The following is a 20,962-nucleotide window of genomic DNA, read 5'->3' as shown; positions in this document are numbered from 1 at the left end:
CGCGCTCGCTACACCCGTCGCGGCGCGTCGCGTCCACCTCGTCGCGCAGGCGCTCCACGATGGCCTCCACCGGCAGTTCGGTGCGCTCGCCGGTGGCCCGGTCGCGCAGCTCCACGTACCCCTCGGCCAGGCGGCGGCCGACCACGACGGCGCGCGGGATGCCGATCAGCTCGGCGTCGGTGAACTTCACCCCGGCCGACACGTGCGTGCGGTCGTCGACCAGCACCCGCAGGCCGCCGGCGGCGAGGCGCCCGCCGAGGTCGAGCGCCGCGTCGAGCTGCGGCCCCTTCCCGGCGGCGATCAGGTGTACGTCGCACGGCGCGACAGCGGCCGGCCAGACCAGCCCCCGGTCGTCGTGGTGCTGCTCGGCCACTGCCGCGACCGCTCGGGACACGCCGATGCCGTAGCAGCCCATCGTGGGCCGGACCGGCTTGCCCTCGGGGCCGAGCACGTCCACCGCGAACGCGTCGGTGTACCGGCGTCCGAGTTGGAAGATGTGCCCGACCTCGATGCCCCGCCGGATGGTCAGCTCGCCGTCGGCGCAGGTCGGGCAGCTGTCGCCGGGCCGCACCTCGGCGGCCTCGATCGTGCCGTCCGGTACGAAGTCGCGCCCGCACACCACGTCGGTGGCGTGCCGGCCCGGCTCGTTCGCGCCGGTCAGCCACGTGGTGCCGGGCACCACGCGGGGGTCGACCAGGTAGCGGATGCCGTGCTTGGCGAGGATCTGCGGCCCGATGTAGCCGCGGACCAGCTCGGGGTGGGCGTCCCAGTCCTCGAAGACCGCCACCGTGGCCGGGGCGAGCACCGCCTCGACCCGCTTGAGGTCCACCTCGCGGTCGCCGGGCAGGCCGATCACCAGCGGCTCGCCCTGTTCGGCACCGGGCCGGCGGACGGTGAGGACCACGTTCTTCAACGTGTCGGCGGCGGTCCAGCCGCTGCGCCCGCCCAGCTTCCGGGCCTCGGCCAGCTCGACCAGGGCCGCGATGGTCGGCGTCTCCGGGGTGTCGTGCACCTCGGTGGGCGGGTGCTCCTGCGGGTCACCGGCGGCCGGGGCGCGGGTCACCACCGCCTCGGTGTTCGCCGCGTAGTCGCAGGCGGTGCAGCCGACGAACGTGTCCTCGCCGACCGGCGTGGCGGCCAGGAACTCCTCCGACGCGGACCCGCCCATCGCGCCGGACATCGCGTGGACGGTGGTGAAGTCCAGCCCGAGCCGGGTGAAGACACGCTCGTAGGCGGCCCGGTGCCGGTCGTACGCCGCCTGGAGCCCGGCCTCGTCCAGGTCGAACGAGTAGGCGTCCTTCATCAGGAACTCGCGCCCGCGCAGCAGACCGGCGCGGGGCCGGGCCTCGTCGCGGAACTTGGTCTGGATCTGGAACAGCGTCACCGGGAAGTCCCGGTACGAGGTGAACAGGTCCTTCACCAGCAGCGCGGCCAGTTCCTCGTGGGTCGGCGCGAGCAGGTGGTCGGCGCCCTTGCGGTCGGCGAGCGTGAAGATGTCGTCCCCGTACTCGGTCCACCGCCCGCTGGTCCGGTACGGCTCGGCCGGGAGCAGCGCCGGGAAGTGCACCTCCTGGTCGCCGATCGCGGCCATCTCGTCCCGCACGATCGCGGTGATCCGGTCCAGCACGAGCTTGCCCAGCGGCAGCCAGGTGTAGCCGCCCGGCGCGGCCCGGCGGACGTAACCGGCGCGCAGCAGCAGCCGGTGGCTCGGCACCTCCGCGTCGGCCGGGTCCTCGCGCAGGGTCCGGAGCAGCAAGGTCGACATGCGCAGCAGCATTGCCGCAGCTTATGGCGCGAGCGGACGACCGGGCGATCCCTTTCCGCGCCCGTGCCGGGTGAGGGTGTCGCAGGGGCGGGGTAGGAAGGTCGGCATGGTGGATCGACCGACGTTGGAACTGAGCAGTTTCGTGCTCGACGCACCGTCCGCACAGGACCTCGCCGCGTTCTATGAGCGGCTGCTCGGCTGGCACCGGCGCGAGGACGAGCCGGACTGGGTGGTGCTGGCTCCGCCGGGCGGCGGCACCTGGCTGGCGTTCCAGGACGAACCGGCCTACGTGCGCCCGGTGTGGCCGGCCGGTCCCGGCGATCCGCCGATGATGACCCACCTGGACATCAAGGTCGACGACCTGGAGGCCGCCTCGGCGTACGCGGTGTCGGTGGGCGCGACGGTGGCCGACTTCCAGCCGCAGGACGACGTCCGGGTGCACCTGGACCCGGCCGGTCACCCGTTCTGCCTCTACCTGTGACGGGTGACCGGCTCCCACGGCCGGCTAGCTGACCTTGGTGCGGTAGATCGCCGTCGCGGCGGCGTAGGCGGCCAGGAGCAGGCCGGCGCACCAGGCGAGCGCGATCCAGACGTCGTTGCCGACGGGTTGCTGAGCGAAGAGCGCTCGGAGGGTGTTCACGATCGATGTCACCGGCTGGTTGTCGGCGAACCAGGCGACCGGGCCGGGCATCGAGTCGGTGGGGACGAACGCCGAGCTGATGAAGGGCAGGAAGATCAGCGGGTAGCTGAATGCGCTCGCGCCGTCGACGGTCTTGGCGGACAGGCCCGCGATGACGGCGACCCAGGTCAGGGCGAGGGTGAACAGGATCAGGATGCCGGCTGCGGCGAGCCAGCCGACCACCGATGCGCCCGTCCGGAATCCCATGATCAGGGCGACGCCTGTGACGATCACGAGCGAGGCCAGGTTGGCGACGAGCGAGGTCAGGACATGCGCCCAGAGCACTGAGGGCCGCGGGATCGGCATCGACTGGAAGCGCTCGAAGATGCCGCCCTGCATGTCGAGGAACAGGCGGTACGCCGTGTAGGCGATGCCGGACGCGATCGTGATGAGGAGGATGCCCGGCAGCATGTAGTTGATGTACGACTCGCCGGATCCGGTGTTGATGGCTCCACCGAGCACGTACACGAAGAGCAGCATCAGCGCGACGGGGGTGACCGCCGTGGTGATGATGGTGTCCGGGCTGCGGAGGATGTGCCGCAGGGAGCGGCCGGTGAGGGTTCCGGTGTCGCTGAGGACGTGGGTGGTCATCGGGATTCCTCTCCTGCGGACACGGCTGCCTTGTCGGCGGCCCTGGCGGTGTGGCCCACGAGGGCGAGGAAGACGTCCTCAAGGGTCGGCTGCTTCTCGACGTACTCGACCTTCGCGGTCGGGAGGAGCTGCTTCAGCTCGGCGAGAGTGCCGTTCTGGATGATCGTTCCCTCGTGCAGGATCGCGATCCGGTCGGCGAGTTGCTCGGCCTCGTCGAGGTACTGGGTGGTGAGCAGGATGGTGGTGCCGTCCTCGGCGAGCTGCCGCACGGTCCGCCAGACCTCGATGCGGGCCTGCGGGTCGAGGCCGGTGGTCGGCTCGTCGAGGAACACGACCGGCGGGTTGCCGACGAGACTCATCGCGATGTCCAGCCGCCGGCGCATGCCGCCCGAGTACGTCCCCGCCCGGCGGTTCCCGGCGTCGGTGAGGGAGAAACGGGCCAGCATGTCGTCGGCGATCGCACCCGGATTCCTCAGGTGGCGGAGCTTCGCGACCAGGACCAGGTTCTCCCGGCCGGTGAGCACTTCGTCGACGGCGGCGAACTGGCCGGTCAGGCTGATCGACTTGCGTACCTCGGCGGGAGCCGAAGCGACGTCGAAGCCGTGGATGGTCGCGGTGCCGGTGTCCGCCTTGAGCAGCGTCGACAGGATCCGCACGAGCGTGGTCTTTCCGGCGCCGTTCGAGCCGAGCAGGGCGAAGATGCTCCCGGCCGTCACCTCGAAGTCGACGCCCCGCAGGACGTGCAGGTCCTTGTAGGACTTGGTGATGCCCCGGACCCGGATGGCGGGTTTGCGCGTCGTGCTGGTCATGCGATCTCCTCCCCGCTGTCGCCGGCGGCGGCGTCGATCGCCTTCCGGAGGCGCTCGCGCTCCTTGTCCATCCACTGCCTCCCGGAGTACGCGGACACGAACGTCTCGGCGAACTCGACCGGGTCGTCGCCGACGATCGCGCGGACGGGCGTGTTGTCGGCGACCGCGCGCTCCCAGAGGTCCACGGAGTCGCCGAGCATCGCGACGAGTGTGTTCCCGTCGACGATCCCGCCCTGATACATGAAGTACCGCTGGAGCGCCTTGGCCGCGCTGCGATGGGGTTCCGGCAGAGCCTCCATGCGGGCCATGTGCTGCTTGTACTGCTTCTTCTGGTCGAGCGATCCGACGAGCGTCTCGATCCACTTCGCGGCCATGCTCATGCTCCTTCGTCGTGCCGGTCGTCGTTGTCACGCAGGTGGTCGATGCGTTCCGCGAGGACGCTCCACGTCCGCCAGAACTCGGCGAGCTGCTCCCGCCCCTTTGCGTTGATCGAATACACCTTCCGCGGGGGCCCCTTCTCGGAGGGAACCTTCTCCACGTCCACGAAGCCGCGTTGCTCGACGCGGACGAGCAGCGCGTAGATGGTGCCTTCCGCGATGTCCGAGAATCCGCGGTCGCGCAGCCAGGCGGTGATCTCGTAGCCGTACGCGGATCGGCGGGCCAGGATCGCCAGGACGATGCCTTCGAGGGTGCCCTTCAGCATCTCCGTCATCTGGTTGGCCATGTCCTCGTTCCCTTGCTATTAAGCGTCGCTGAGTACCAGTAGAAAGTAACACTAGGTACCGGTAGCTAGCAACGCTTAATACCGGGTTCTCGGAGAACCGCTTCCTCTACGTTCGGCGGATGACCACCACTCCGTCGGCTCGCGCCGCGAGCCAGTACACGACGACCACCGGCAACCTGACCGCCCGCATGGCGCTGCACTCGTACGGCACGAACCCGCAGGACTGGTTCGCCTGGCTGGGCGAGCGGTTGCCGCTGACCGGGGACGTGCTGGAGGTGGGCGGCGGCACCGGCGAGCTGTGGCGCCGGGTCGGCCCTCGCGGCCGGCTCACCCTCACCGACTTCTCGCCCGCCATGTGCGCGCGGCTGCGCGAGGTGCCCGGTGCCCGGGTGCTGCGCTGCGACGCCACGTACCTGCCGATCCGTGCCGGCGCGGTCGACGCGGTGATCGCCAACAGCATGCTCTACCACCTGGACGACCCGGACGCCGCGCTGCGCGAGTTCGCCCGGGTGCTGCGCCCCGGCGGACGGCTCGCCGTCGCCGTGAACGGCCGCGACCACCTGGCCGAGCTGAACACGCTCGGCCCGGTGATCGGGCGTCCCGACCTGGCCGTCCGGTTCCACGACCCGAACGACGTCACCGCCGAGGCGACACCGGCCCGGGTCGCCGCCCACTTCGACGACGTGACAATCGAGCGCTACCCGGACGAGCTGGTGGTGCCGGCCGCGGAGCCGATCCTGGCGTACATCGCCAGCATGATCGGGCCGCTCACCGCCGCGCAGGAGTCGGCCGCCCGCGACGCGATCCAGGCGCGCATCGACGCCGAAGGGTCCTTCCGGGTACGCAAGCACACGGTGCTGATCAGCGCGGCGCGCGGCTTCCGCTGAGCCGGACGAAGGCACGCCAGGCGTCGGGGGTGAAGGTGAGCACCGGCCCGGTCGGGTCCTTGCTGTCCCGCACCCCGACCACTCCGGCCAGATTGTCCGCCACCTCGACGCAGTCGCCCTGGGTGCCGCTGCGGGTGGACTTCCGCCAGATCGCTCCGGTCAGCTCCACGAGGTCATCACGTCCTTCATCAGCTCGACCGACTGCCGGCGCGGTGAAGTGACCCCTACCCGCCGGACACCTCGATGTCTGTCAGGGACTCTCGGTGGATCTTCTCGTAGGTGTCGGGGCTGACGTTACCCAGACGGCTGTGCCGACGCCGAGGGTTGTAGAAGCCCTCGATGTAGGAGAAGACCTCCATCTCCAGTTCATGGCGAGACGGCCAGGACCGGGTGTAGATCAGTTCGGTCTTGAGGGTGGCGAAGAACGTCTCCGCCATGGCGTTGTCGTAGCAGTCGGCCACCGAGCCCATAGAGGCCAGGACCCCGCAGGAACGCAGGGTGCGGCCGAACTCGAACGACGTGTACTGCGTCCCCCGATCCGAGTGATGGATGAGCTGTTCACGGGCGGGTCGGCGGTGCTGGATGGCCATGCCGACGGCATCGAGGATGAGCTCGGTGCGCAGGTGATCGGCCATCGCCCATCCGACAACGCGGCGGGAGTAGGCGTCGACCACGACCGCGAGGTAGAGGAATCCTTCCCAGGTGCGTAGGTAGGAGATGTCGGCAACCCAGAGCCGGTTCGGTGCGGTGGCGTGGAACTGCCGCTGGACCAGGTCCGGTGCGGTCGCCGTGGACGCGGCCTTCCGCCGGGGTTTGCCGCGCCGGCGCCGGTGAGCGCCCTCGATCCCTGCTAGCCGCATCAGTCTCGCTACCGACTTGCGGTTCCAACGGTGACCGCGCTCGTGCAGCTCAGCGGTTAGCCGGCGGGCGCCGTAGACGCCTCGGTGCTCCGACCACGCCCGCCGGGTGATCTCCACGCGCTGTTCGTCGCGGCGTTGCCGGTTGGCGGCACGTTGTCGACCGCCGCGCAGCCACTGGTAGAAGGCGCTGTGGCCAACGCCGAGCAGGCGGCAGAGCAGACGGACCGGGTAGCTGGTCTTCTCCGCGTCGATGAACCGGTAGACGTCGGTCCGGTTCACCGCTCCGTCTCGCGTGCGAAGAAGACCGCGGCTTTTTTCAGGATCTCCTTCTCCAGCTCCAGCTGGGCGACCTGCCGCCGCAGCCGCACCAGCTCGGCACGTTCATCAGCGGCCAGGTCACTGGGCCGGCCGCCGTCGCGTTCCTGCCGCATCCGGTCGACCCAGTTGCGCAGCGTCTCGTGGTTGACGCCCAACTCCCGGCCCACATCACGGATCGTGCGACCGGAGTCGAGCACCAACGCCGCGGCCTGCCGGCGGAACTCCTCGGGGTACTTGCTCTGTCGAGCCACAGCGGTTTCCTCCTCCTCGGCAGGATGCCAAGTCAGGAGGTGTCCGGTCTTAGGGGGTCACTTCACTCGGGCGTAGTTCTCGGTCTGGAGCAGTCCGGGCACCAGGGTCGGTTGGTAGGTGCGCAACTGCTGTGCCTGGCGTTCGGCTTCGAGCCAGGGGCGGAACCAGCTCGGCTGACTGTGAGCATGGCGGGGTCGGTTCAGTAGTGATGAGCTGATGGCTGGCAGTGGCAGGCGTGACCCTTCGTCTGACTGGCTTTGTGCCCTTGGCGGGACTTGTCCGTCTGCTGCTGCCAGCGCCGGCCCGGCGGGAGACGTTTGGCCTGATCAGGAGCTTGACCGCCAGTTAGCGGCTGGCGTGTCTCATCACAGTCCTGCCATCTCCGCACCGGACCGGACCTCGCGTCCCCCACGGTGAGGAGAGAACGCATGTCCATGCTGGCAGATCTGGTCGAGGTCGTCATCGGCGTCGACACGCACAAAGACACCCACACCGCCGCGGTCCTCGATGCCCGCACCGGTGCCGTGCTGGCACGGGTGCGGGTGAACACCGACCCGGACGGCTACGCCGAGCTGGTAGCCCTGGCCGATGAGCAGTCAGGGTTGCGGGCCTGGGCGCTGGAGGGCACCGGCGGCTACGGCGCCGGCCTTCACCGTTATCTGGCCGATGCCGGTGAGCTGGTTGTCGAGCTGGACCGCCCCAAACGGCCGACTCGCCGGGCCGGGGCGAAGTCCGACCCGATCGACGCCGAACGCGCCGCCCGTGATGCCTTGGCCCGCACCCGGCTGACGCAGCCCAAGACCGGGCCTCAGCGGGCAGCGCTGCAGATGCGGCTGACCGCCCGCCGGGCGGCCGTCGAGGCTGCCACCGCCGCCCAGCGGCAGCTGCACGCGATGGTCATCACCGCTCCCGAAGCGGTGCGAACCCGCTTTCGCGGGCAGCGCACCCGAACGATGATCACCACGGCTGGCCGGCTGCGACCGACCACGGCCGGTGGCGACATCGAGGCCGCCACCGCGCTGGCGGTGTTACGTGATCTCGCCCGACGCATCCGGACCTTGGAAACGGAGGCAGCCAGCCACGAGACAGCCATCCGTATGATCGTGCGCTCCTGGCGCCCCGACCTGCTCGACCTCACCGGCGTCGGACCCATCGTCGCCGCCACCGTCCTGACCGCCTGGTCCCACCCCGGACGCTGCCGCAACGACGCCGCGTTCGCCATGCTCGCCGGCGCCGCCCCGATCCCTGCTTCATCCGGCAAAACCATCCGCTACCGGCTCAACCGCTCAGGCGACCGGCAACTCAACCGCGCCCTGCACACCGTCGCCCTGTCCCGACTGCGCTACGACGAACCCACCCGCGCCTACGCCGACCGCCGCCGCGCCCAAGGCAAAACCGACCGAGAGATCAAACGCTGCCTCAAGCGATACATCGCAAGAGACCTCTACCGACGCCTCGAAAGCCCACCCCAGCCACTTGACGCGCCATAGGAGCGTCCGTCGCGCTCGGCGAGCTTGAGCAGCGACATCAACAGCCCGCCGGTGCCGAGCACCTCGTCGGCCCGGGCGAGGAAGAACCGGTCGAGCGGCCGGTGGCCCAGCTCGACCGCCGACACCTGGGAGCCGGAGAAGTGCACGAGCTTCCCGAACTCCTCCTGGCTCAGCTCGGCCCGCACCCGCAGTCGCCGCAGTTGCGCGCGGATCAGCTCGGCGGTCGGCTCGTTCTCCACAGGCCCTCCCCGGTTCGCCGCCCCTCTCCCGGCCTCTCCCCGGACCGGCCGCGACGGCTTCCGAGCGTAGTGGTGCCGTCAGCAGACTGTCACGCATGAACCTTCCCGTACCGCGGCTCGGGCCGTACCCCGATCGGCCCCGCCCCTACCCGCCGGACCACCCGGCCCACCTGCCGATCCGGCCGCTCTGGCTCTGCCGCGCATGCGGCGGGCCGTGGCCCTGCCCGCAGGCCCGCCTGCTGCTCAAGGCCGAGTACGCGGACCACCCCGTCGACCTGGCCGTCTATCTGTCCGGGCTCTACCACGAGGCCACCCACGACCTGTTCCGCCTCAATCCACACGACGGGCCGACCCCGCGCGAGCTGTTCGAACGGTTCGTCGGCTGGGGCCCGTACCGGCGGAGCATCACCGATACGATGCCCGCGACATGACAGCGCCCGGGGATTTCGACCTGACGACGGACGAGCTGCGTGAGGTGGCGCGGTACGCGGTCCGGCACGCCGAGGACGTCCTCCCGGTCTACGAGCGGGCGGTCCCCGGTGACCCGCGTCCCCGTGCGGCTGTCGACGCTGCCTGGACGTTCGCGCGCGGCGCCGCCCGGACGAAACTCCAGCGGGTCGCGTCCCTCGACGCGCACCGGGCCGCCCGGTCCGCGCCCACCGAGGCCGCGCGCCTGGCAGCCCGGGCCGCCGGTGACGCCGCCGCGGCCGCGTACCTGCACCCGATCGCGAAGGCCACCCAGGTCGGCCACATCCTGCGGGCCGCCGCGAACGCCGCGCGCGTCGCCGAACTGGAGGCGGGCGGCGACGAGACCGCCGGCGAGGCGTTGCTGGAACGATCCCGGCGGCTCGCCACGCCCGTGCTCGTCGACGTGCTCCGCCGCTACCCGCCGGTGACCGGCGGCGGCAGCCGGGTCGCCCGGCTGATGAGCAGCCTCGACCACGACCTGCGCCGCGGCGACGCCGGACCGGAGCCCACGCCGTGATCCTGCCGAAGGTCCGCGATCCCCGGTTCACCACCATCCGCCGGGGCGGGACGCTCACCGACGAGCACCACCACCTGCTGGCCCTCTGGGCGGCCACCTGCGCCGAGCACGTCCTCGGGCTGTTCGAGACGGTCCGGCCGGACGATCCGCGTCCGCGCGCGGCGATCGAGCACGCCCGGGCGTGGGTGCGGGGCGAGGTCGGGATGATGCAGGCGCGGGCGGCCGGCGGGCACGCCATGGGCGCGGCCCGGGACCTGCGCGGGGCGGCACGCAACGCCGCGTACGCCGCCGGTCAGGCCGCCGTCGTGGCCCACGTGGCCGCCCACGAACTCGGCGCCGCCGCGTACGCGATCAAGGCGGTACGCGCGGCGGCGCCCGCCGGTCGCGGCGAGGCGGCCGGGCGCGACGAGTGCCGGTGGCAGCGCGACCAGCTCCCAGCGGAGATCCGCGACCTGGTCCTGGACGACCAGCGCCTGCGCAACGACATCTGCTGGTCGGTGTTCGACTGCTGACGCCGGCCGGTGCCCGTCGAAAATGGGTCATCGGCGGCGGCAACCATGCCACGGACAGGTGGCGTCATGGAGGGCGTCACGCTGATGCACCACCTGACCCCAAGGACCGGCTCGTGTGGACCCTCTCCTGAATGAGTTCGACCTGTTCGTCCGAACTCGCACTCCCGCGTTACTGCGATCCGCCTACCTGCTGACCGGCGACCAGCATCTGGCCGAGGATCTCGTCCAGTCCGCGCTCGCCCGTACCCACCGCGCCTGGAACCGGCTGCACGAGACCGGCAACGCGGAGACGTACACCCGGAAGATCATGTACCACCTGCAGGTCTCCTGGTGGCGGCGCCGCCGGGTGGCCGAGTCGATGCCGGGCGACATGCCCGAGCCGCGCGGAGGCGACTCGGCCCCCGACCACGCCCAGCAGACCACGCTCCGGCTGACCCTGCGGGCCGCCCTGTCCCGGCTGTCCGCCAAACAACGGGCCGTGCTGGTCCTGCGGTTCTTCGAGGACCGCACCGAATCCGAGGCCGCCGACCTGCTCGGCGTGACCGTCGGCACCGTCAAGAGCCAGACGTCCAAGGCGCTGGCGAAGCTGCGCAGCGTGGCCCCGGAGCTCGCCGAGCTGTACGTCACGAAGGGAACCGCCCGATGAACCAGGACCGACTGCGTTTCGACCTGGCCGACCTGGCCGAGGAGGTCACCCCGGTCGACCTGCGGGACCGTGCGCTGCGTACCTCGCGGCGGCTCGGCATCCAGCGGGCCGTCGCCACCTCCGCAGCCGCGCTCGTGGTGCTGGCCGCCGCGACCGGAACCGCACTGGCGATCCGGCCGAACAGCCAGGCGCCCGCGCCGGCCGGCCCGTCGGTGACCGTCACGGCCCCGCCGGTCGAGCCGTCCCGTACGCCCTCCACCGAGCCGTCCCGCACGTCGTCCGCCGACGCGAGCACCGCCACGGGTCAGGCGCAGTCGGCGCTGACCGGCACCCGCTACTACCTGGAGCAGACGTCCACCCGATCGCGGATCCACGAGGTCCGTGGCACCCGGGACCGGGTCGTCCACGAGGTCGTCCACGAGGCTGACTCTCGCTGCGAGGCCAACAGCGTCAGCATCTCCCCGGACGGCAAGCGGGTGGTGTGGGTGCAGGACAGCACCGACAACGCGAACGGGGTGCTGCTGATCGCCGACATCGGAGACGAGGGGGCAACGACCCTGGCCGAGGGGATCAGTTGCCTCGGCGCCCGGCCGTTGCGCTGGAAGGGCGACGACCTGCTGATGGTCCAGCGGAAGAACCGCCAGTCCGTGCTCTACGACGTGGCGACCAACAAGCAGGTCGTCGGCGACCCGGGCCAGGAGACCAAACGGTGCTGGTCCGCCGACGGCACCTGGCTGGCCGCCGAGTCGGACGGCAAGCCCTACGTCTCGGACACCACCGATCTGCGGCAGTACACCTACACCCCGCCCCAGCAGGAGGCCGCGAAGTGGGGCGGCTGGGAGGCCCGCAGCGTGTCCAGTGACGGCCGCTACGTCGCCGTGGGCTGGATCGGCAGCGACCCGTCCCGCCGGGACGGCAGCTTCGCGGTGGTCGACACCAGGACCAGCAAGGTGGTCGACCTGCCCGGCACGGGCGAGGTGCGGAGCATCCTGTTCAGCACCGACGGCACTGTGCTGGTCCGGCGCGACAACGGCATCAGCGTCCTGGACAAGCGTTTCCAGCCGGTCGGGACCGTGACCGAGCCGGCCGGGCTGAGCGGGGCGGCGCTGCTGGCGTACGTGCCTGCCTGACGCCAGGCGACGCGGGGCGGGTCACCGACGGGTGGCCCGCCCCGCGTCGTTCAGCGCAGGACGGTGATCGCCGCGTCCGCCGTGACGTGCTTCCACGGCACCAGCACCACAGTGCCGTCGCGCTCCAGCACCTTCGCGTCGCTGCCCTCGGTGCCGGCCGACAGCGGCGCCTCGGCCAGTACGCTCACCGTGCCGGTGGCCGGGTCGATCCGGACCAGCCGCGGGGCGAGGTCCCGCCGGTCGCCCACCTCCCACGCCAGCACACCCTGCTCGTCGAGGCGGATGAGTTCCACCTCGCTGTCGGTGTGCCCGGCCGACACCCAGCGCCGCTTGCCGGTGGCCAGGTCGATCGCCACCACCTGGTTGGCCTGGCGCATCTTGCCGCCGACGTTCGCCGCCTCGGTGGGCAGGTAGAGCGTGTCCGCGTCGGCCAGGTACGGCCGGATCTCCGGCCCGCTGACGGTGTTGGAGCGGTTGATCGGAAGGTCGCTGAACCGCGTACCGTCGACGGGGTTGCCGAACGTGGCCCGCGCCTTGCCGGCGGCGTCGCGCGCGACGAACGTCTCGCTGACCAGGCCGGGCAGGCTGACCAGCGGGTCGACGCTCAGCACCCCGGCGCTCTGCTGCGCGGCCGGCAGTTTCTGCTGCCAGCGCGGCTTGCCGGTGGCCGGATCGAGGCCGAGCAGCGCGCCCTGGTCGCCGTCGCAACGCGCGGTGACCACAGCCTGCTCCCCGGCGGCCTGCGCCTGGGTCAGACCGCAGTCACGGCCGGGCAGCAGGCGGTCCGCGTCGGTCTGCCACAGCCGCTTGCCGTCGGCCAGCGAGTAGCCGATGACGCGCTGGCCGGAGCGGACGACGACCTGCCCGGCGGTCACCGACAGGTCCGGCGCGACGAGCGTGGACCGGCCCTCCCGGGCCTCGACCGGGAACGTCACCCGCCACGTCTGCGTGCCACCGGCCGCGTCGAACCCGACGAGCGTGTCGCAGGAGTCGGCCGAACCGAGCGCCACCACACCCCGCCCCTGGGCCAGCGTCTGCGCGGCCGCGCACAGCGACGTCGCCTGCGGTGCGGGCACACCCCACGCCTGGGCGCCGTCGTCGAGCCGGTAGGCGATGATCCCGTCCGGCTGGGCCCGGACCACCGCGTCGCCGATCAGCCAGGCACCGAACATGTCCTGGCCGTCGTACGTCTTCAGCCCGTTGCGCTGCCGCTCCGGGAAGTCGAGCACCCACGCGGTACGCAGCTTCTTCCCGTCGTCGTCACCGCCGCCGACCAGCCGGGACACGCCGTAGGCGGTGCCGCCCGCGACGGCGAGCACGGCCACCAGGCCACCGGCGACGAGCAACGCCACGCGCCCGCGCTTCTTCCGCGCCGCCGGCGGCGCACCGGCCGGACCCGGCCAGCCCGCCGGTGGGTACGCGGGCGGCTGCTGCTGCTGGTACGTCATCAGTCGTCTCCGTTCCCGGTCAACGCGCCTGCGCGCGGACGTAGGCGGCCCAGCCGGCCTCGAACTCGTCGAGCGACACGCCCAGCACGTCCCGGGCGGCGCGGTCGGCCGGGGCGCCGCCGTAGACCGCCTCGACGAAGCGGAACAGCTTCGCCTCGCCGTGCTTCTCGGCCAGGTGGTTCATCGCGGCGTGCCCGAGCCAGTAGTGGAAGCCGAGCCGGTCCGGGTTGTCCCACTCGCCGTTGCCGGGCAGCCTGCCGTTCCAGCCGTCACGGACCAGCCGCTTGGCGGGCCCGGTGCGGTCGCTGGCGCTGAGCGGGCGGCCGTGGAACGCGACGTACTCGGCGAAGCCCTCGACCACCCACTCGTCGAGCTTGCTGAACGCGTCCGAGGCGGCCAGGTCGGTGCGGGGCGTCATGAGCGAGTGTGCCACCTCGTGCCGGAACACCATGCCGGCGTCGTTGGCGCCGCCGGTACGGGTGAAGTACGGCTCCTCGGTGTCCACCACGATCCGGGTGCCGCCGATCGTGTCCTTGCCGTCCTTGCGTTCGGCCGCGACCAGGCCCAGCGAGAAGCCCGCCTCGGTGGCCTTCTCGGTGCCGATCCGGTAGAGCGTGGTCAGCTCGTCCTTCCCCTTGGCGAGGGCGAAGACGAAGCCGTTCGGCACCGGGCCGGGCAGGCCACCGGCCCGCCACACGGCGAGATCGTGCACCACTGCCGCCTCGGCGGTCGGGGCGTACCGCTTCGCCACCTCGGCCCGGGCGGCGTCGGCGATGACCAGGGCGTGCGGGGTCCGCTCGACGTGGATCTCCCGCCACTTGTCCCACGGGCCGGGGTAGTAGACGGTCTTCGAGCCGCCGTTCCCGGCGGCCGGCGCGCCGGTGACAGCGGTGACCCGGATCGGCGCGTCCTTGCCGGTGCGGACGACCGTCCAGCGGTACCACTCGGTGACCGGGGCCAGGTCGAAGCCGTCGAACTGGTGCACGAAGGAGACGTCGAGCTGGAACGTGACGCCCTTCCCGAACGCGTCGCTGGTGCGGCCCTGCTGCTCGACGGTCTCGTAGCGGGCCACCGACAGCGGCAGCTTCGCGAGGTTGCGGAAGAGCTGGGTCTGCCCGGCGACCAGCTCCTTGCGGGCCGGGTCGAACGCGGCCAGGTAGCCGTCCAGGTCCTTCGCCGCCAGCGCCTTGCTGTGCCGGTCGAGCAGGGCGGTCAGCTCGGCGTTCGTGACAGTGACGCCGTTCGCGCCGGCCGCGGCCTTCGGCGCCGGGCCGTCCTCGTCGTCGCCGCGCATGCCCAGCCCGACGCCGACCGCCGTGCCGGCGCAGACGGCCAGCGCGAGCGCGCCCGCTGCGAGCCCGATCCAGAGCCCCCGGCGGGACTTCGGCGCTGCGGGCGGCGGCCCCCACGGCCCGGGCTGCGCGGGCGGCGGCGCTGCGCCGTACCGGGGGTCGGCGTTGCCGGGCGGTGGCCAGCCCGCCGTCGGTGGGTGCCCCTGCGTCATGTGGTTCCTCGCTCGTGCCGTCTGCGGGACCGGCCGGACGGTTTCGCCCGGCCGGATGACGGCAGACATCATCCCCGGTCCGGGCGCCGGATTCTGCCCCGCCGGACGTGTCGGACGGATTTGTCCCGCCGGGTGTCGCTCGTGAACAGGACGTCGAGAGATCCGCCACGTCCGGCGTCCAGGGCCAGCGGGACCGGCCCGCGCGGTGACAGACTGTGCGACGCACTTCTGCCGGGACGTCTGAGGGAGGCGCCGTGCGCTGGCGCAGCTACGTGGCGGTGGGCGACAGCTTCACCGAGGGCATGGACGACGCATATCCGGACGGCAGCTACCGGGGCTGGGCCGATCTGGTCGCCACCCGCCTCGCCGCCGAGGCCGGTCCCGACTTCGGGTACGCCAACCTGGCCATCCGGGGCCGGCTGTTCCCGAACGTGGTGGCCGAGCAGGTGCCCGCCGCGCTGGCCATGAAGCCCGACCTGATCAGCTTCGCGGCCGGCGGCAACGACGTGCTGCGCCGCAGCTTCGACCCGGACGCGTTCGTCCCCCGTTTCGACGCGGTAGTGCAGCGGCTGCGGTCCGGCGGCAGCGACGTGGTGCTGTTCCGGTTCGCCGACGTGATGTCCCGGCTGCCCGGCCAGCGGATGATGGCCCCGCGCGTGGCGCTGCTCAACCGGGTGGTCGGCGAGGTGGCCGAGCGGCACGGCGCGATCCTGGTCGACCTGTACGCCGACGACACCTACCTCAACCCGCTGCTCTGGAGCACCGACCGGATCCACCTGTCGGCGGAGGGGCACCGCCGGGTCGCCGCGCAGGTGCTCACCGCGCTCGGCGTCGGCTGCGACGAGGAGTGGCTGCTGGTGCCGCCGCACCCGGCGCCCAGCCCGTGGCTCGCCGCGCGCGCCGCCGACCTGCGCTGGGCCGGCAAGCACCTGGCGCCGTGGATCAAGCGCCGGCTGACCGGGCGGTCCTCCGGCGACTTCATCACCGCGAAACGGCCGGTGCTCGGGCCGGTCGACGCCGACTGAGCGTGCGTACGGTCCACGCCGCCGAGCTGCTCCGGCTGACACCCGACGAGCCACCGCGCGCCGGGCTGGCGGTCGTGGTCGCCGGTGACCGGATCGAGGCGATCGTGCCGGCGGCCGAGCTGCCCGGCGCGTACCCCGGGGTGCGGGTGCGGCGGTGGGCCGGCACGCTCGGGCCGGCGCTCGTGCACGACGGCCCGCTGCCCCCGGCGCCCACGCCCCGCGAGCGGGTGCACGCACTGTTCCGGCTCGGCGCCGCCGCCGTGCTCGACGAGCACGTCACCGATCCGGCGCTGCGGTCCGCCGCGGCCCGCAACGACGTGGCGGTGCTGCCCGCCGCCCGGCCGCCCGCGCTGGTGACCGGCGGGCGGGCCGACCTCGCCGTGTTCGGCCCGGACGGCTCCTGCCTGGCAACAGTGGTCGCCGGCCGGCTGGTCCACCGCCGCGCCTGACCGGCACCGCACTCCGCCGATCCGGCGTACCTTGGGGATCATGCCTGTGCCGAGCGATCCGCATCCCCACCTCCAGTCGTACGCCGACCCGCAGCGCCTGGTCACCACCGAGTGGCTGGCCGAGCACCTGGGCGACGAAGGGCTCGTGGTGGTCGAGTCCGACGAGGACGTACTCCTCTACGACACCGGCCACATCCCCGGCGCCGTCAAGGTCGACTGGCACACCGAACTCAACGACCAGGTCACCCGCGACTACCTGGACGCCGCGAGCTTCGCCGAGCTGTGCGCGGCCAAGGGCATCGGGCGGGACGACACAGTCGTCTTCTACGGCGACAACTTCAACTGGTGGGCCGCGTACGCCCTCTGGGTCTTCTCCCTCTTCGGTCACGCGGACGTGCGGCTGCTCGACGGCGGCCGGCAGAAGTGGATCGCCGAGGGGCGGGAGCTGACCCGGGACAAGCCGAGCCGGCCCCGCGCCTCGTACCCGGTGCCGGAGCGCAACGACGCGCCGATCCGCGCGTACCGGGAACAGGTCATGGCGCACGTGGCGGCCGGCCGGCCGCTGGTGGACGTGCGTTCGCCCGGCGAGTACACCGGCGAGATGCTGCACATGCCGGACTATCCGCAGGAGGGCGCGCTGCGTGGCGGGCACATCCCGGGCGCGGTGAGCAAGCCGTGGAAGTCCGCCGCGAACGACGACGGCACGTTCAAGTCCGCCGACGAGCTGCGCGCCATCTACGCCGACCAGCTCGGGCTGAGCCCGTCCGACGACGTGGTGGCGTACTGCCGGATCGGCGAGCGGTCCAGCCACACCTGGTTCGTGCTGCACCACCTGCTCGGGTTCCCGCAGGTGCGCAACTACGACGGCTCGTGGACCGAGTGGGGAAACCTGGTCCGGGCCCCCGTCGTGAAGGGCGACCAGCCCGGCGGGCTGACCCGCTGAGCGTCCCGGCCGGTCCCGCCGCGCCGACGGTGGGACCGGCCGGTCAGCCGGCGGCGACGGACAGCCAGCCGGGGACGTTGCTCGCCACCCAGTCGAGAGCGCCGGTCTCCGGCCGCCACCGGGCCAGCCCGGCGTCGTAGCGGAGCAGCAATGCGCCGTCGGCGGTCCAGCCGTACACCTCGCAGCACCCCTTCGCCCGGTCCTCGCGGCCCAGGTCGAGCAGGCGGGTCACGGCCCCGGTACGGGCGTCGAGCACCGCCACGCCCTCGGCGCCGATCATCGTGCCGGCGGCGCCCGCGGTGGTGGTCCACCCGGCCTGGCCGATCCGGTCGCCGCGCTGCCAGCCCCGCCCGTAGACCTCGTTCAGCTGATAACCGGGGGGAAGCTGCCCGGTCGTCACCGGCCGCCGCTCCGGCGCGCCACCGGAGGCGGGGAACCGTCGTACGGCCAGGCCGCCGTCCCCGGACCAGCCGCCTACTGTGAACAGGTCGCCGGACCGGGCCGGCTCGGGCACGACGAGCGTCCAGGGGTCGACCGGGAGTCTCCGTGCCGATCCGGTGCGCCGGTCCAGTTCGTACGCGGCGTCGTTGTCTCCGACGACCAGCCGGTCCCCGGCCCAGACCACGTGTTCCAGGTAGCCGGTGAGCGGGTAGCGGCGGACCGCGCCGTCGGTCAGGCCGACCACGACGACCTCGCCGGTCTGGGCGAACGCGGCGGTCCGGCCGTCCGGTGACAGGCTGCCCGGCTTGAGCGCAGCGGCCTCGTTGCCCCCTGCGTCGCGGGTGGGCGCGAGCGTCACCACGTCGAGTTCCCGGACCATGCCGTCGGCGCCGAGCACCCGGACCGGGCCGGCCTCGCCGGTCTCCGGGTCGACCGGCTGGTACAGCGCCAGCGCCCGGCTCACCGGCCGGTCGGAGAGGGCGTCGGTGACCCGGTCGCCGAGCCGGCCCAGCGGGTCGCCCGCCTGTCCGAGCCGGTCCGGGGGCCGCTGCACCACGGGTGCGCTCGGCGCCGAGGTCACGGTCGGGCGGGCCGGTGTGGCGGGGGGCGGGCCGGAGCGGTGCAGCAGCGCCGTCGTACCGCCGCCGAGCAGGACCACGGCGACGGCCGCGGCACCGGCGGCCCGGCGGGCGCGACGGACCCGCCCGGCCCGCTCCCATCCCGTCTCGGCCGGCCGGGTCGGCCGGATCTCCTCGGCGGCCCGGGTCAGCAGCCGGGTCAGCTCGGGTTCGTTCACGGGCTCGCCTCCATCCCGGTCACCAGGTCGTCTCCGGACGTGCCGGGCGCGGGTACGACGTCGCGCAACCGGCGCAGCGCGTCGTGGCACTGGCTCTTGACGGTGCCGACGGTGACGCCGAGCGCCTCGGCGGTGGCGACCTCGGTCAGGTCCTCGTAGTAGCGCAGCACCACGACGGCCCGCTGGCGTGGCGGCAGCCGGTCCAGCGCGGCGCGGACGGTGAGCCGCAGCGCCGCGTCGGCGTCCGTGCCCGGCCGGTCCGGGGGGTACGCGCTGAGCCACTCCCGCCGTCGGCGCCGCCACCAGGAGACGGCGTCGCGGTAGAGGATGGCGCGCACGTACGCGGCCGGGTCGCCGTCGCGCACCGACGGCCAGCGCAGCGCCAGCTTGAGCAGCGCGTCCTGGAGCAGGTCCTCGGCCTGGTGGCGGTTTCCGCAGATCAGGTACGCGGCGCGCAGCAGCCGGTGCTGGTGCGCCTCGACGAAGGCGAGGTAGTCCGCCCGCCCGTCGTCCGCGTCGCGCCCCATCCGGCTCCTCCCTCCGTCACCCGCCAGACGCGCGGGACGGGGGCAAAGGTTGGGTCAGGTAGCGCTGAATCGTCGGGCCGACCCAGGCGGTCAGTTCCTCGGGGTCGAGGTCCACCACCGGTGGCAGCCGGACGACGTACCGGGTGAGCGCGAGACCGAGGATCTGGCTGGCCACCAGGCCGGCCCGGCGGGCGGCGGTCGCCGGGTCGGCGACGGAACGGGCCACCGCTGTGGCGAGCTGGTCGGCGAAGACGCCGCGCATCCGTTCGGCCGCGCCGGGGTTGGTGGCGGCCGCCCGGAGCAGGGCGACGAGTGTCCCGTCCGCCTCCCAGCGGCGCACGAAGTGCCGGGTCAGCGTCTCGCCGAGCCGGTCGGGCGGCACCTCGGCCAGGTCGGGCAGGCGGAGGTCGAACTCGGCCGCCGCGGCGAAGAGTCCCTCCTTGCTGCCGTAGTAGCGCATCACCATCGAGGGGTCGATGCGGGCGTCGGCGGCGATGGCCCGGATGGTGGCGCGGTCGTAACCGTCGGCGGCGAAGCGTTCCCGGGCGGCGCGCAGGATGGCCGCCCGGGTGGCGTCCGAGCGGCGGGCGCGGGTGGCGGGTTCGGTCACGTCCACGACTGTAGGCCAACACGTGTTGACATCGGCTCTACAGTGAAGTCAACAAGCGTTGGCAAACAGTTGTTGACCCCCGGAGGTGGAGCGATGCTGCCCGAACGCACTGACGTCCTCGTGGTGGGAGCCGGGCCGACCGGCCTGGCCGTGGCGGTGACGCTGGCCGGGCACGGCGTGACCGCGACGCTCGTCGACCGCCTCGCCGAACCGGCGGTCACGTCGCGCGCCGCCGTCGTGCACGCCGGCACCCTCGAAGTGCTGGACCGCATCGGGGTCGCCGCGCCGCTGGCCGCCAGAGGGCTGCGATCGGCCCGGTTCAGCGTCCGCGACCGGGACCGGGTGCTGCTCACCGTCCCCTTCGACCGGTTGCCGTCGCGCTACCCGTACGCGCTGCTGATCTCGCAGGCCGAGACCGAGGCGGTGCTCACCGACCGGCTCACCGCGCTCGGCGGGCGCGTGCTGCGGCCGTACGAGATGACCGGGCTGGACCTCGACGGCGACGGCGCCGTCGCGCGCTTCGACGGCGGCCGGACGGTCCGGGCGCGCTGGGTCGTCGGCGCGGACGGGATGCGCAGCCGGGTCCGCGAGCTGGCCGGCATCGGATTCGGCGGCCCGGCCGACCCCGGGGAGTCGTTCCTGCTCGCCGACGTACACGTGGACAGCGCGCTCCCGCGCGACCAGGTCAGCCTCTTCCTGTCCCGGCAGGGTCCGCTGGTCTGGGCGCCGCTGCCCGACGGCACCGTCCGGCTGGTCGCCACAGTGGACGACGCGCCGCGCGACCCGCAGGCGCACCACTTCCAGGCGCTGCTCGACGAGCGCGGGCCGGTGCGCCGGCCGGACCGGGTCACCGGAATGGCGTGGTCGTCCCGGTTCCGGATCCACCACCGGATCGCGAGCACCTACCGCTGCGGGCCGGTGCTGCTCGCCGGGGACGCGGCGCACGTGCACAGCCCCGCCGGTGGGCAGGGGATGAACCTCGGCCTGCGGGACGCGGTCGCCCTCGGCGACGCGCTCGCCGCCGGACCGCGGGCCCTCGACGGGTACGCCGCCGACCGCCGCCCCCGCGCCGAGGAGGTGCTGGGTTTCGCCGCCGGCCTGACCCGCCTGGCCGCCGCACCGGGTGCCGTCCGCCCCTTACGAAACCTCCTGCTCCGGGCGGTCTCCGCCCTCCCGGCAGCCCGGAACCGAATCGCCACTCGCCTCGCCGGCTTCGAACCCCCACCCCGTTGATCTTGCAGTTGCGGCCCTTGTCGGGTCCTTTTTGTGCGTGTTCGCCTGGGCGGAAACTGCAAGATCGGCGAGGAGGTGGGTGGGAGGGGGCGGGATGAA

Annotated in this window: 24 protein-coding genes and 3 pseudogenes; 12 read left to right on the top strand and 15 right to left on the bottom strand. The window is 72.7% G+C overall.

What is annotated here, in order from left to right; genetic code table 11:
- Positions 1-28 precede the first annotated feature (28 nt).
- Positions 29-1,777: pseudogene (locus Q3W68_RS08325) on the bottom strand (proline--tRNA ligase); the annotation flags it as partial.
- 94 nt (positions 1,778-1,871) lie between these two features.
- On the opposite strand from Q3W68_RS08325, the gene Q3W68_RS08320 reads away from it, so the two are divergent.
- Entirely contained in the window at positions 1,872-2,246 is a 375-nt protein-coding gene (locus tag Q3W68_RS08320; protein ID WP_262012887.1) for a VOC family protein, read from the top strand.
- A 24-nt stretch (positions 2,247-2,270) separates the two neighbouring features.
- On the opposite strand, the gene Q3W68_RS08315 is transcribed toward Q3W68_RS08320, so the two are convergent.
- Genes Q3W68_RS08315 through Q3W68_RS08300 form a run of 4 tightly spaced genes read right to left on the bottom strand, consistent with a single transcriptional unit; the run spans position 2,271 to position 4,568 of the window.
- Positions 2,271-3,035: an ABC transporter permease gene (locus tag Q3W68_RS08315; RefSeq protein WP_121685754.1), complete on the bottom strand. Its 765-nt coding sequence runs from the start codon at positions 3,033-3,035 to the stop codon at positions 2,271-2,273.
- On the bottom strand, positions 3,032-3,844 hold the full coding sequence (locus Q3W68_RS08310) for an ABC transporter ATP-binding protein (RefSeq protein ID WP_302904864.1): 813 nt from the start codon (positions 3,842-3,844) through the stop codon (positions 3,032-3,034). The genes Q3W68_RS08315 and Q3W68_RS08310 overlap by 4 nt, the downstream gene beginning before the upstream one ends.
- A complete protein-coding gene (locus tag Q3W68_RS08305; RefSeq protein ID WP_302904863.1) occupies positions 3,841-4,218 on the bottom strand; it encodes a DUF1048 domain-containing protein in 378 nt (125 codons plus the stop codon). The genes Q3W68_RS08310 and Q3W68_RS08305 overlap by 4 nt, the downstream gene beginning before the upstream one ends.
- A gap of 2 nt (positions 4,219-4,220) precedes the next feature.
- Positions 4,221-4,568 (bottom strand): PadR family transcriptional regulator, encoded by a 348-nt coding sequence (locus tag Q3W68_RS08300; protein WP_262012885.1) that lies wholly within the window; start codon positions 4,566-4,568, stop codon positions 4,221-4,223.
- A gap of 119 nt (positions 4,569-4,687) precedes the next feature.
- Here Q3W68_RS08300 and Q3W68_RS08295 point away from each other — a divergent pair, with 119 nt between their 5' ends.
- Complete coding sequence (locus tag Q3W68_RS08295) at positions 4,688-5,455, top strand: class I SAM-dependent methyltransferase (protein ID WP_302904862.1); 768 nt, start codon at positions 4,688-4,690, stop codon at positions 5,453-5,455.
- On the opposite strand, the gene Q3W68_RS08290 is transcribed toward Q3W68_RS08295, so the two are convergent.
- The 4 genes and pseudogenes from Q3W68_RS08290 to Q3W68_RS08275 all read right to left on the bottom strand — a co-directional run.
- Complete coding sequence (locus Q3W68_RS08290; RefSeq protein WP_302904861.1) at positions 5,430-5,624, bottom strand: DUF397 domain-containing protein; 195 nt, start codon at positions 5,622-5,624, stop codon at positions 5,430-5,432. The genes Q3W68_RS08295 and Q3W68_RS08290 overlap by 26 nt on opposite strands.
- Before the next feature lie 55 nt (positions 5,625-5,679).
- Entirely contained in the window at positions 5,680-6,594 is a 915-nt protein-coding gene (locus Q3W68_RS08285) for an IS3 family transposase (protein ID WP_302904860.1), read from the bottom strand.
- Positions 6,591-6,884 carry a transposase gene (locus tag Q3W68_RS08280; RefSeq protein WP_013289120.1) on the bottom strand — a complete coding sequence of 98 codons (294 nt, stop codon included), beginning with the start codon at positions 6,882-6,884 and terminating at the stop codon, positions 6,591-6,593. The genes Q3W68_RS08285 and Q3W68_RS08280 overlap by 4 nt, the downstream gene beginning before the upstream one ends.
- Before the next feature lie 66 nt (positions 6,885-6,950).
- Positions 6,951-7,061, bottom strand: a pseudogene (locus Q3W68_RS08275) (Scr1 family TA system antitoxin-like transcriptional regulator); the annotation flags it as partial.
- A gap of 252 nt (positions 7,062-7,313) precedes the next feature.
- Between Q3W68_RS08275 and Q3W68_RS08270 the strand changes: the two are divergent.
- Positions 7,314-8,375: an IS110 family transposase gene (locus tag Q3W68_RS08270; protein ID WP_120572001.1), complete on the top strand. Its 1,062-nt coding sequence runs from the start codon at positions 7,314-7,316 to the stop codon at positions 8,373-8,375.
- A 2-nt stretch (positions 8,376-8,377) separates the two neighbouring features.
- Here the strand turns inward: Q3W68_RS08270 and Q3W68_RS08265 are convergent.
- Positions 8,378-8,614: pseudogene (locus Q3W68_RS08265) on the bottom strand (helix-turn-helix domain-containing protein); the annotation flags it as partial.
- A gap of 86 nt (positions 8,615-8,700) precedes the next feature.
- Here Q3W68_RS08265 and Q3W68_RS08260 point away from each other — a divergent pair.
- The 5 genes from Q3W68_RS08260 (at position 8,701) to Q3W68_RS08240 (ending at position 11,887) form a co-directional block, all read left to right on the top strand.
- Positions 8,701-9,045: a hypothetical protein gene (locus Q3W68_RS08260; RefSeq protein WP_302904987.1), complete on the top strand. Its 345-nt coding sequence runs from the start codon at positions 8,701-8,703 to the stop codon at positions 9,043-9,045.
- On the top strand, positions 9,042-9,599 hold the full coding sequence (locus Q3W68_RS08255) for a putative immunity protein (protein WP_302904859.1): 558 nt from the start codon (positions 9,042-9,044) through the stop codon (positions 9,597-9,599). The genes Q3W68_RS08260 and Q3W68_RS08255 overlap by 4 nt, the downstream gene beginning before the upstream one ends.
- A complete protein-coding gene (locus tag Q3W68_RS08250) occupies positions 9,596-10,111 on the top strand; it encodes a putative immunity protein (RefSeq protein WP_302904857.1) in 516 nt (171 codons plus the stop codon). Before Q3W68_RS08255 ends, Q3W68_RS08250 begins: the two co-directional genes overlap by 4 nt.
- 115 nt (positions 10,112-10,226) lie before the next feature.
- A complete protein-coding gene (locus Q3W68_RS08245) occupies positions 10,227-10,757 on the top strand; it encodes a SigE family RNA polymerase sigma factor (RefSeq protein ID WP_302904856.1) in 531 nt (176 codons plus the stop codon).
- On the top strand, positions 10,754-11,887 hold the full coding sequence (locus Q3W68_RS08240) for a hypothetical protein (protein ID WP_302904855.1): 1,134 nt from the start codon (positions 10,754-10,756) through the stop codon (positions 11,885-11,887). Before Q3W68_RS08245 ends, Q3W68_RS08240 begins: the two co-directional genes overlap by 4 nt.
- 50 nt (positions 11,888-11,937) lie before the next feature.
- Here the strand turns inward: Q3W68_RS08240 and Q3W68_RS08235 are convergent, their stop codons facing one another.
- Both Q3W68_RS08235 and Q3W68_RS08230 read right to left on the bottom strand, forming a co-directional pair.
- Complete coding sequence (locus tag Q3W68_RS08235) at positions 11,938-13,335, bottom strand: PQQ-like beta-propeller repeat protein (protein WP_302904854.1); 1,398 nt, start codon at positions 13,333-13,335, stop codon at positions 11,938-11,940.
- 19 nt (positions 13,336-13,354) lie between these two features.
- Positions 13,355-14,839, bottom strand: coding sequence for a hypothetical protein (locus Q3W68_RS08230; protein ID WP_302904853.1), 1,485 nt, complete (start codon positions 14,837-14,839; stop codon positions 13,355-13,357).
- A 254-nt stretch (positions 14,840-15,093) separates the two neighbouring features.
- On the opposite strand from Q3W68_RS08230, the gene Q3W68_RS08225 reads away from it, so the two are divergent.
- The 3 genes from Q3W68_RS08225 to Q3W68_RS08215 are packed head-to-tail and all read left to right on the top strand — an operon-like array spanning position 15,094 to position 17,256.
- Positions 15,094-15,864 (top strand): SGNH/GDSL hydrolase family protein, encoded by a 771-nt coding sequence (locus tag Q3W68_RS08225; RefSeq protein ID WP_302904852.1) that lies wholly within the window; start codon positions 15,094-15,096, stop codon positions 15,862-15,864.
- A gap of 2 nt (positions 15,865-15,866) precedes the next feature.
- Entirely contained in the window at positions 15,867-16,313 is a 447-nt protein-coding gene (locus Q3W68_RS08220) for a hypothetical protein (protein WP_302904851.1), read from the top strand.
- A gap of 40 nt (positions 16,314-16,353) precedes the next feature.
- Entirely contained in the window at positions 16,354-17,256 is a 903-nt protein-coding gene (locus Q3W68_RS08215) for a sulfurtransferase (RefSeq protein WP_302904850.1), read from the top strand.
- Positions 17,257-17,299: 43 nt separating this feature from the next.
- Here Q3W68_RS08215 and Q3W68_RS08210 read toward each other — a convergent pair whose 3' ends face one another.
- Genes Q3W68_RS08210 through Q3W68_RS08200 form a run of 3 tightly spaced genes read right to left on the bottom strand, consistent with a single transcriptional unit; the run spans position 17,300 to position 19,636 of the window.
- Positions 17,300-18,493, bottom strand: coding sequence for a hypothetical protein (locus tag Q3W68_RS08210; protein WP_302904848.1), 1,194 nt, complete (start codon positions 18,491-18,493; stop codon positions 17,300-17,302).
- The gene (locus Q3W68_RS08205) at positions 18,490-19,020 is read right to left on the bottom strand and encodes a SigE family RNA polymerase sigma factor (protein WP_302904847.1); all 531 of its coding nucleotides are present in this window, start codon (positions 19,018-19,020) and stop codon (positions 18,490-18,492) included. The genes Q3W68_RS08210 and Q3W68_RS08205 overlap by 4 nt, the downstream gene beginning before the upstream one ends.
- 16 nt (positions 19,021-19,036) lie before the next feature.
- Positions 19,037-19,636: a TetR family transcriptional regulator gene (locus Q3W68_RS08200; RefSeq protein ID WP_302904846.1), complete on the bottom strand. Its 600-nt coding sequence runs from the start codon at positions 19,634-19,636 to the stop codon at positions 19,037-19,039.
- Positions 19,637-19,723: 87 nt separating this feature from the next.
- On the opposite strand from Q3W68_RS08200, the gene Q3W68_RS08195 reads away from it, so the two are divergent.
- Positions 19,724-20,863, top strand: a complete 1,140-nt coding sequence (locus Q3W68_RS08195; RefSeq protein WP_302904845.1) for an FAD-dependent monooxygenase — start codon at positions 19,724-19,726, stop codon at positions 20,861-20,863.
- The last annotated feature ends 99 nt before the right edge of the window (positions 20,864-20,962 follow it).

This window comes from Micromonospora sp. C28ISP2-4 (genome assembly GCF_030519385.1).
Lineage (GTDB): Bacteria > Actinomycetota > Actinomycetes > Mycobacteriales > Micromonosporaceae > Micromonospora > Micromonospora tulbaghiae.
The sequence above is the reverse complement of the archived record's forward strand: the minus strand, read 5'-3'. Positions and strand labels throughout refer to the sequence as shown.

Bases quoted from the DNA above. Each gene is read 5' to 3' on its own strand.
- Q3W68_RS08195 (WP_302904845.1), top strand. From the start codon at position 19,724: ATGCTGCCCGAACGCACTGACGTCCTCGTGGTGGGAGCCGGGCCGACC.
- Q3W68_RS08240 (WP_302904855.1), top strand. From the start codon at position 10,754: ATGAACCAGGACCGACTGCGTTTCGACCTGGCCGACCTGGCCGAGGAG.
- Q3W68_RS08320 (WP_262012887.1), top strand. From the start codon at position 1,872: ATGGTGGATCGACCGACGTTGGAACTGAGCAGTTTCGTGCTCGACGCA.
- Q3W68_RS08230 (WP_302904853.1), bottom strand. From the start codon at position 14,839: ATGACGCAGGGGCACCCACCGACGGCGGGCTGGCCACCGCCCGGCAAC.
- Q3W68_RS08295 (WP_302904862.1), top strand. From the start codon at position 4,688: ATGACCACCACTCCGTCGGCTCGCGCCGCGAGCCAGTACACGACGACC.
- Q3W68_RS08205 (WP_302904847.1), bottom strand. From the start codon at position 19,020: ATGGGGCGCGACGCGGACGACGGGCGGGCGGACTACCTCGCCTTCGTC.
- Q3W68_RS08270 (WP_120572001.1), top strand. From the start codon at position 7,314: ATGTCCATGCTGGCAGATCTGGTCGAGGTCGTCATCGGCGTCGACACG.
- Q3W68_RS08315 (WP_121685754.1), bottom strand. From the start codon at position 3,035: ATGACCACCCACGTCCTCAGCGACACCGGAACCCTCACCGGCCGCTCC.
- Q3W68_RS08235 (WP_302904854.1), bottom strand. From the start codon at position 13,335: ATGACGTACCAGCAGCAGCAGCCGCCCGCGTACCCACCGGCGGGCTGG.
- Q3W68_RS08300 (WP_262012885.1), bottom strand. From the start codon at position 4,568: ATGGCCAACCAGATGACGGAGATGCTGAAGGGCACCCTCGAAGGCATC.
- Q3W68_RS08255 (WP_302904859.1), top strand. From the start codon at position 9,042: ATGACAGCGCCCGGGGATTTCGACCTGACGACGGACGAGCTGCGTGAG.
- Q3W68_RS08310 (WP_302904864.1), bottom strand. From the start codon at position 3,844: ATGACCAGCACGACGCGCAAACCCGCCATCCGGGTCCGGGGCATCACC.
- Q3W68_RS08305 (WP_302904863.1), bottom strand. From the start codon at position 4,218: ATGGCCGCGAAGTGGATCGAGACGCTCGTCGGATCGCTCGACCAGAAG.
- Q3W68_RS08215 (WP_302904850.1), top strand. From the start codon at position 16,354: ATGCCTGTGCCGAGCGATCCGCATCCCCACCTCCAGTCGTACGCCGAC.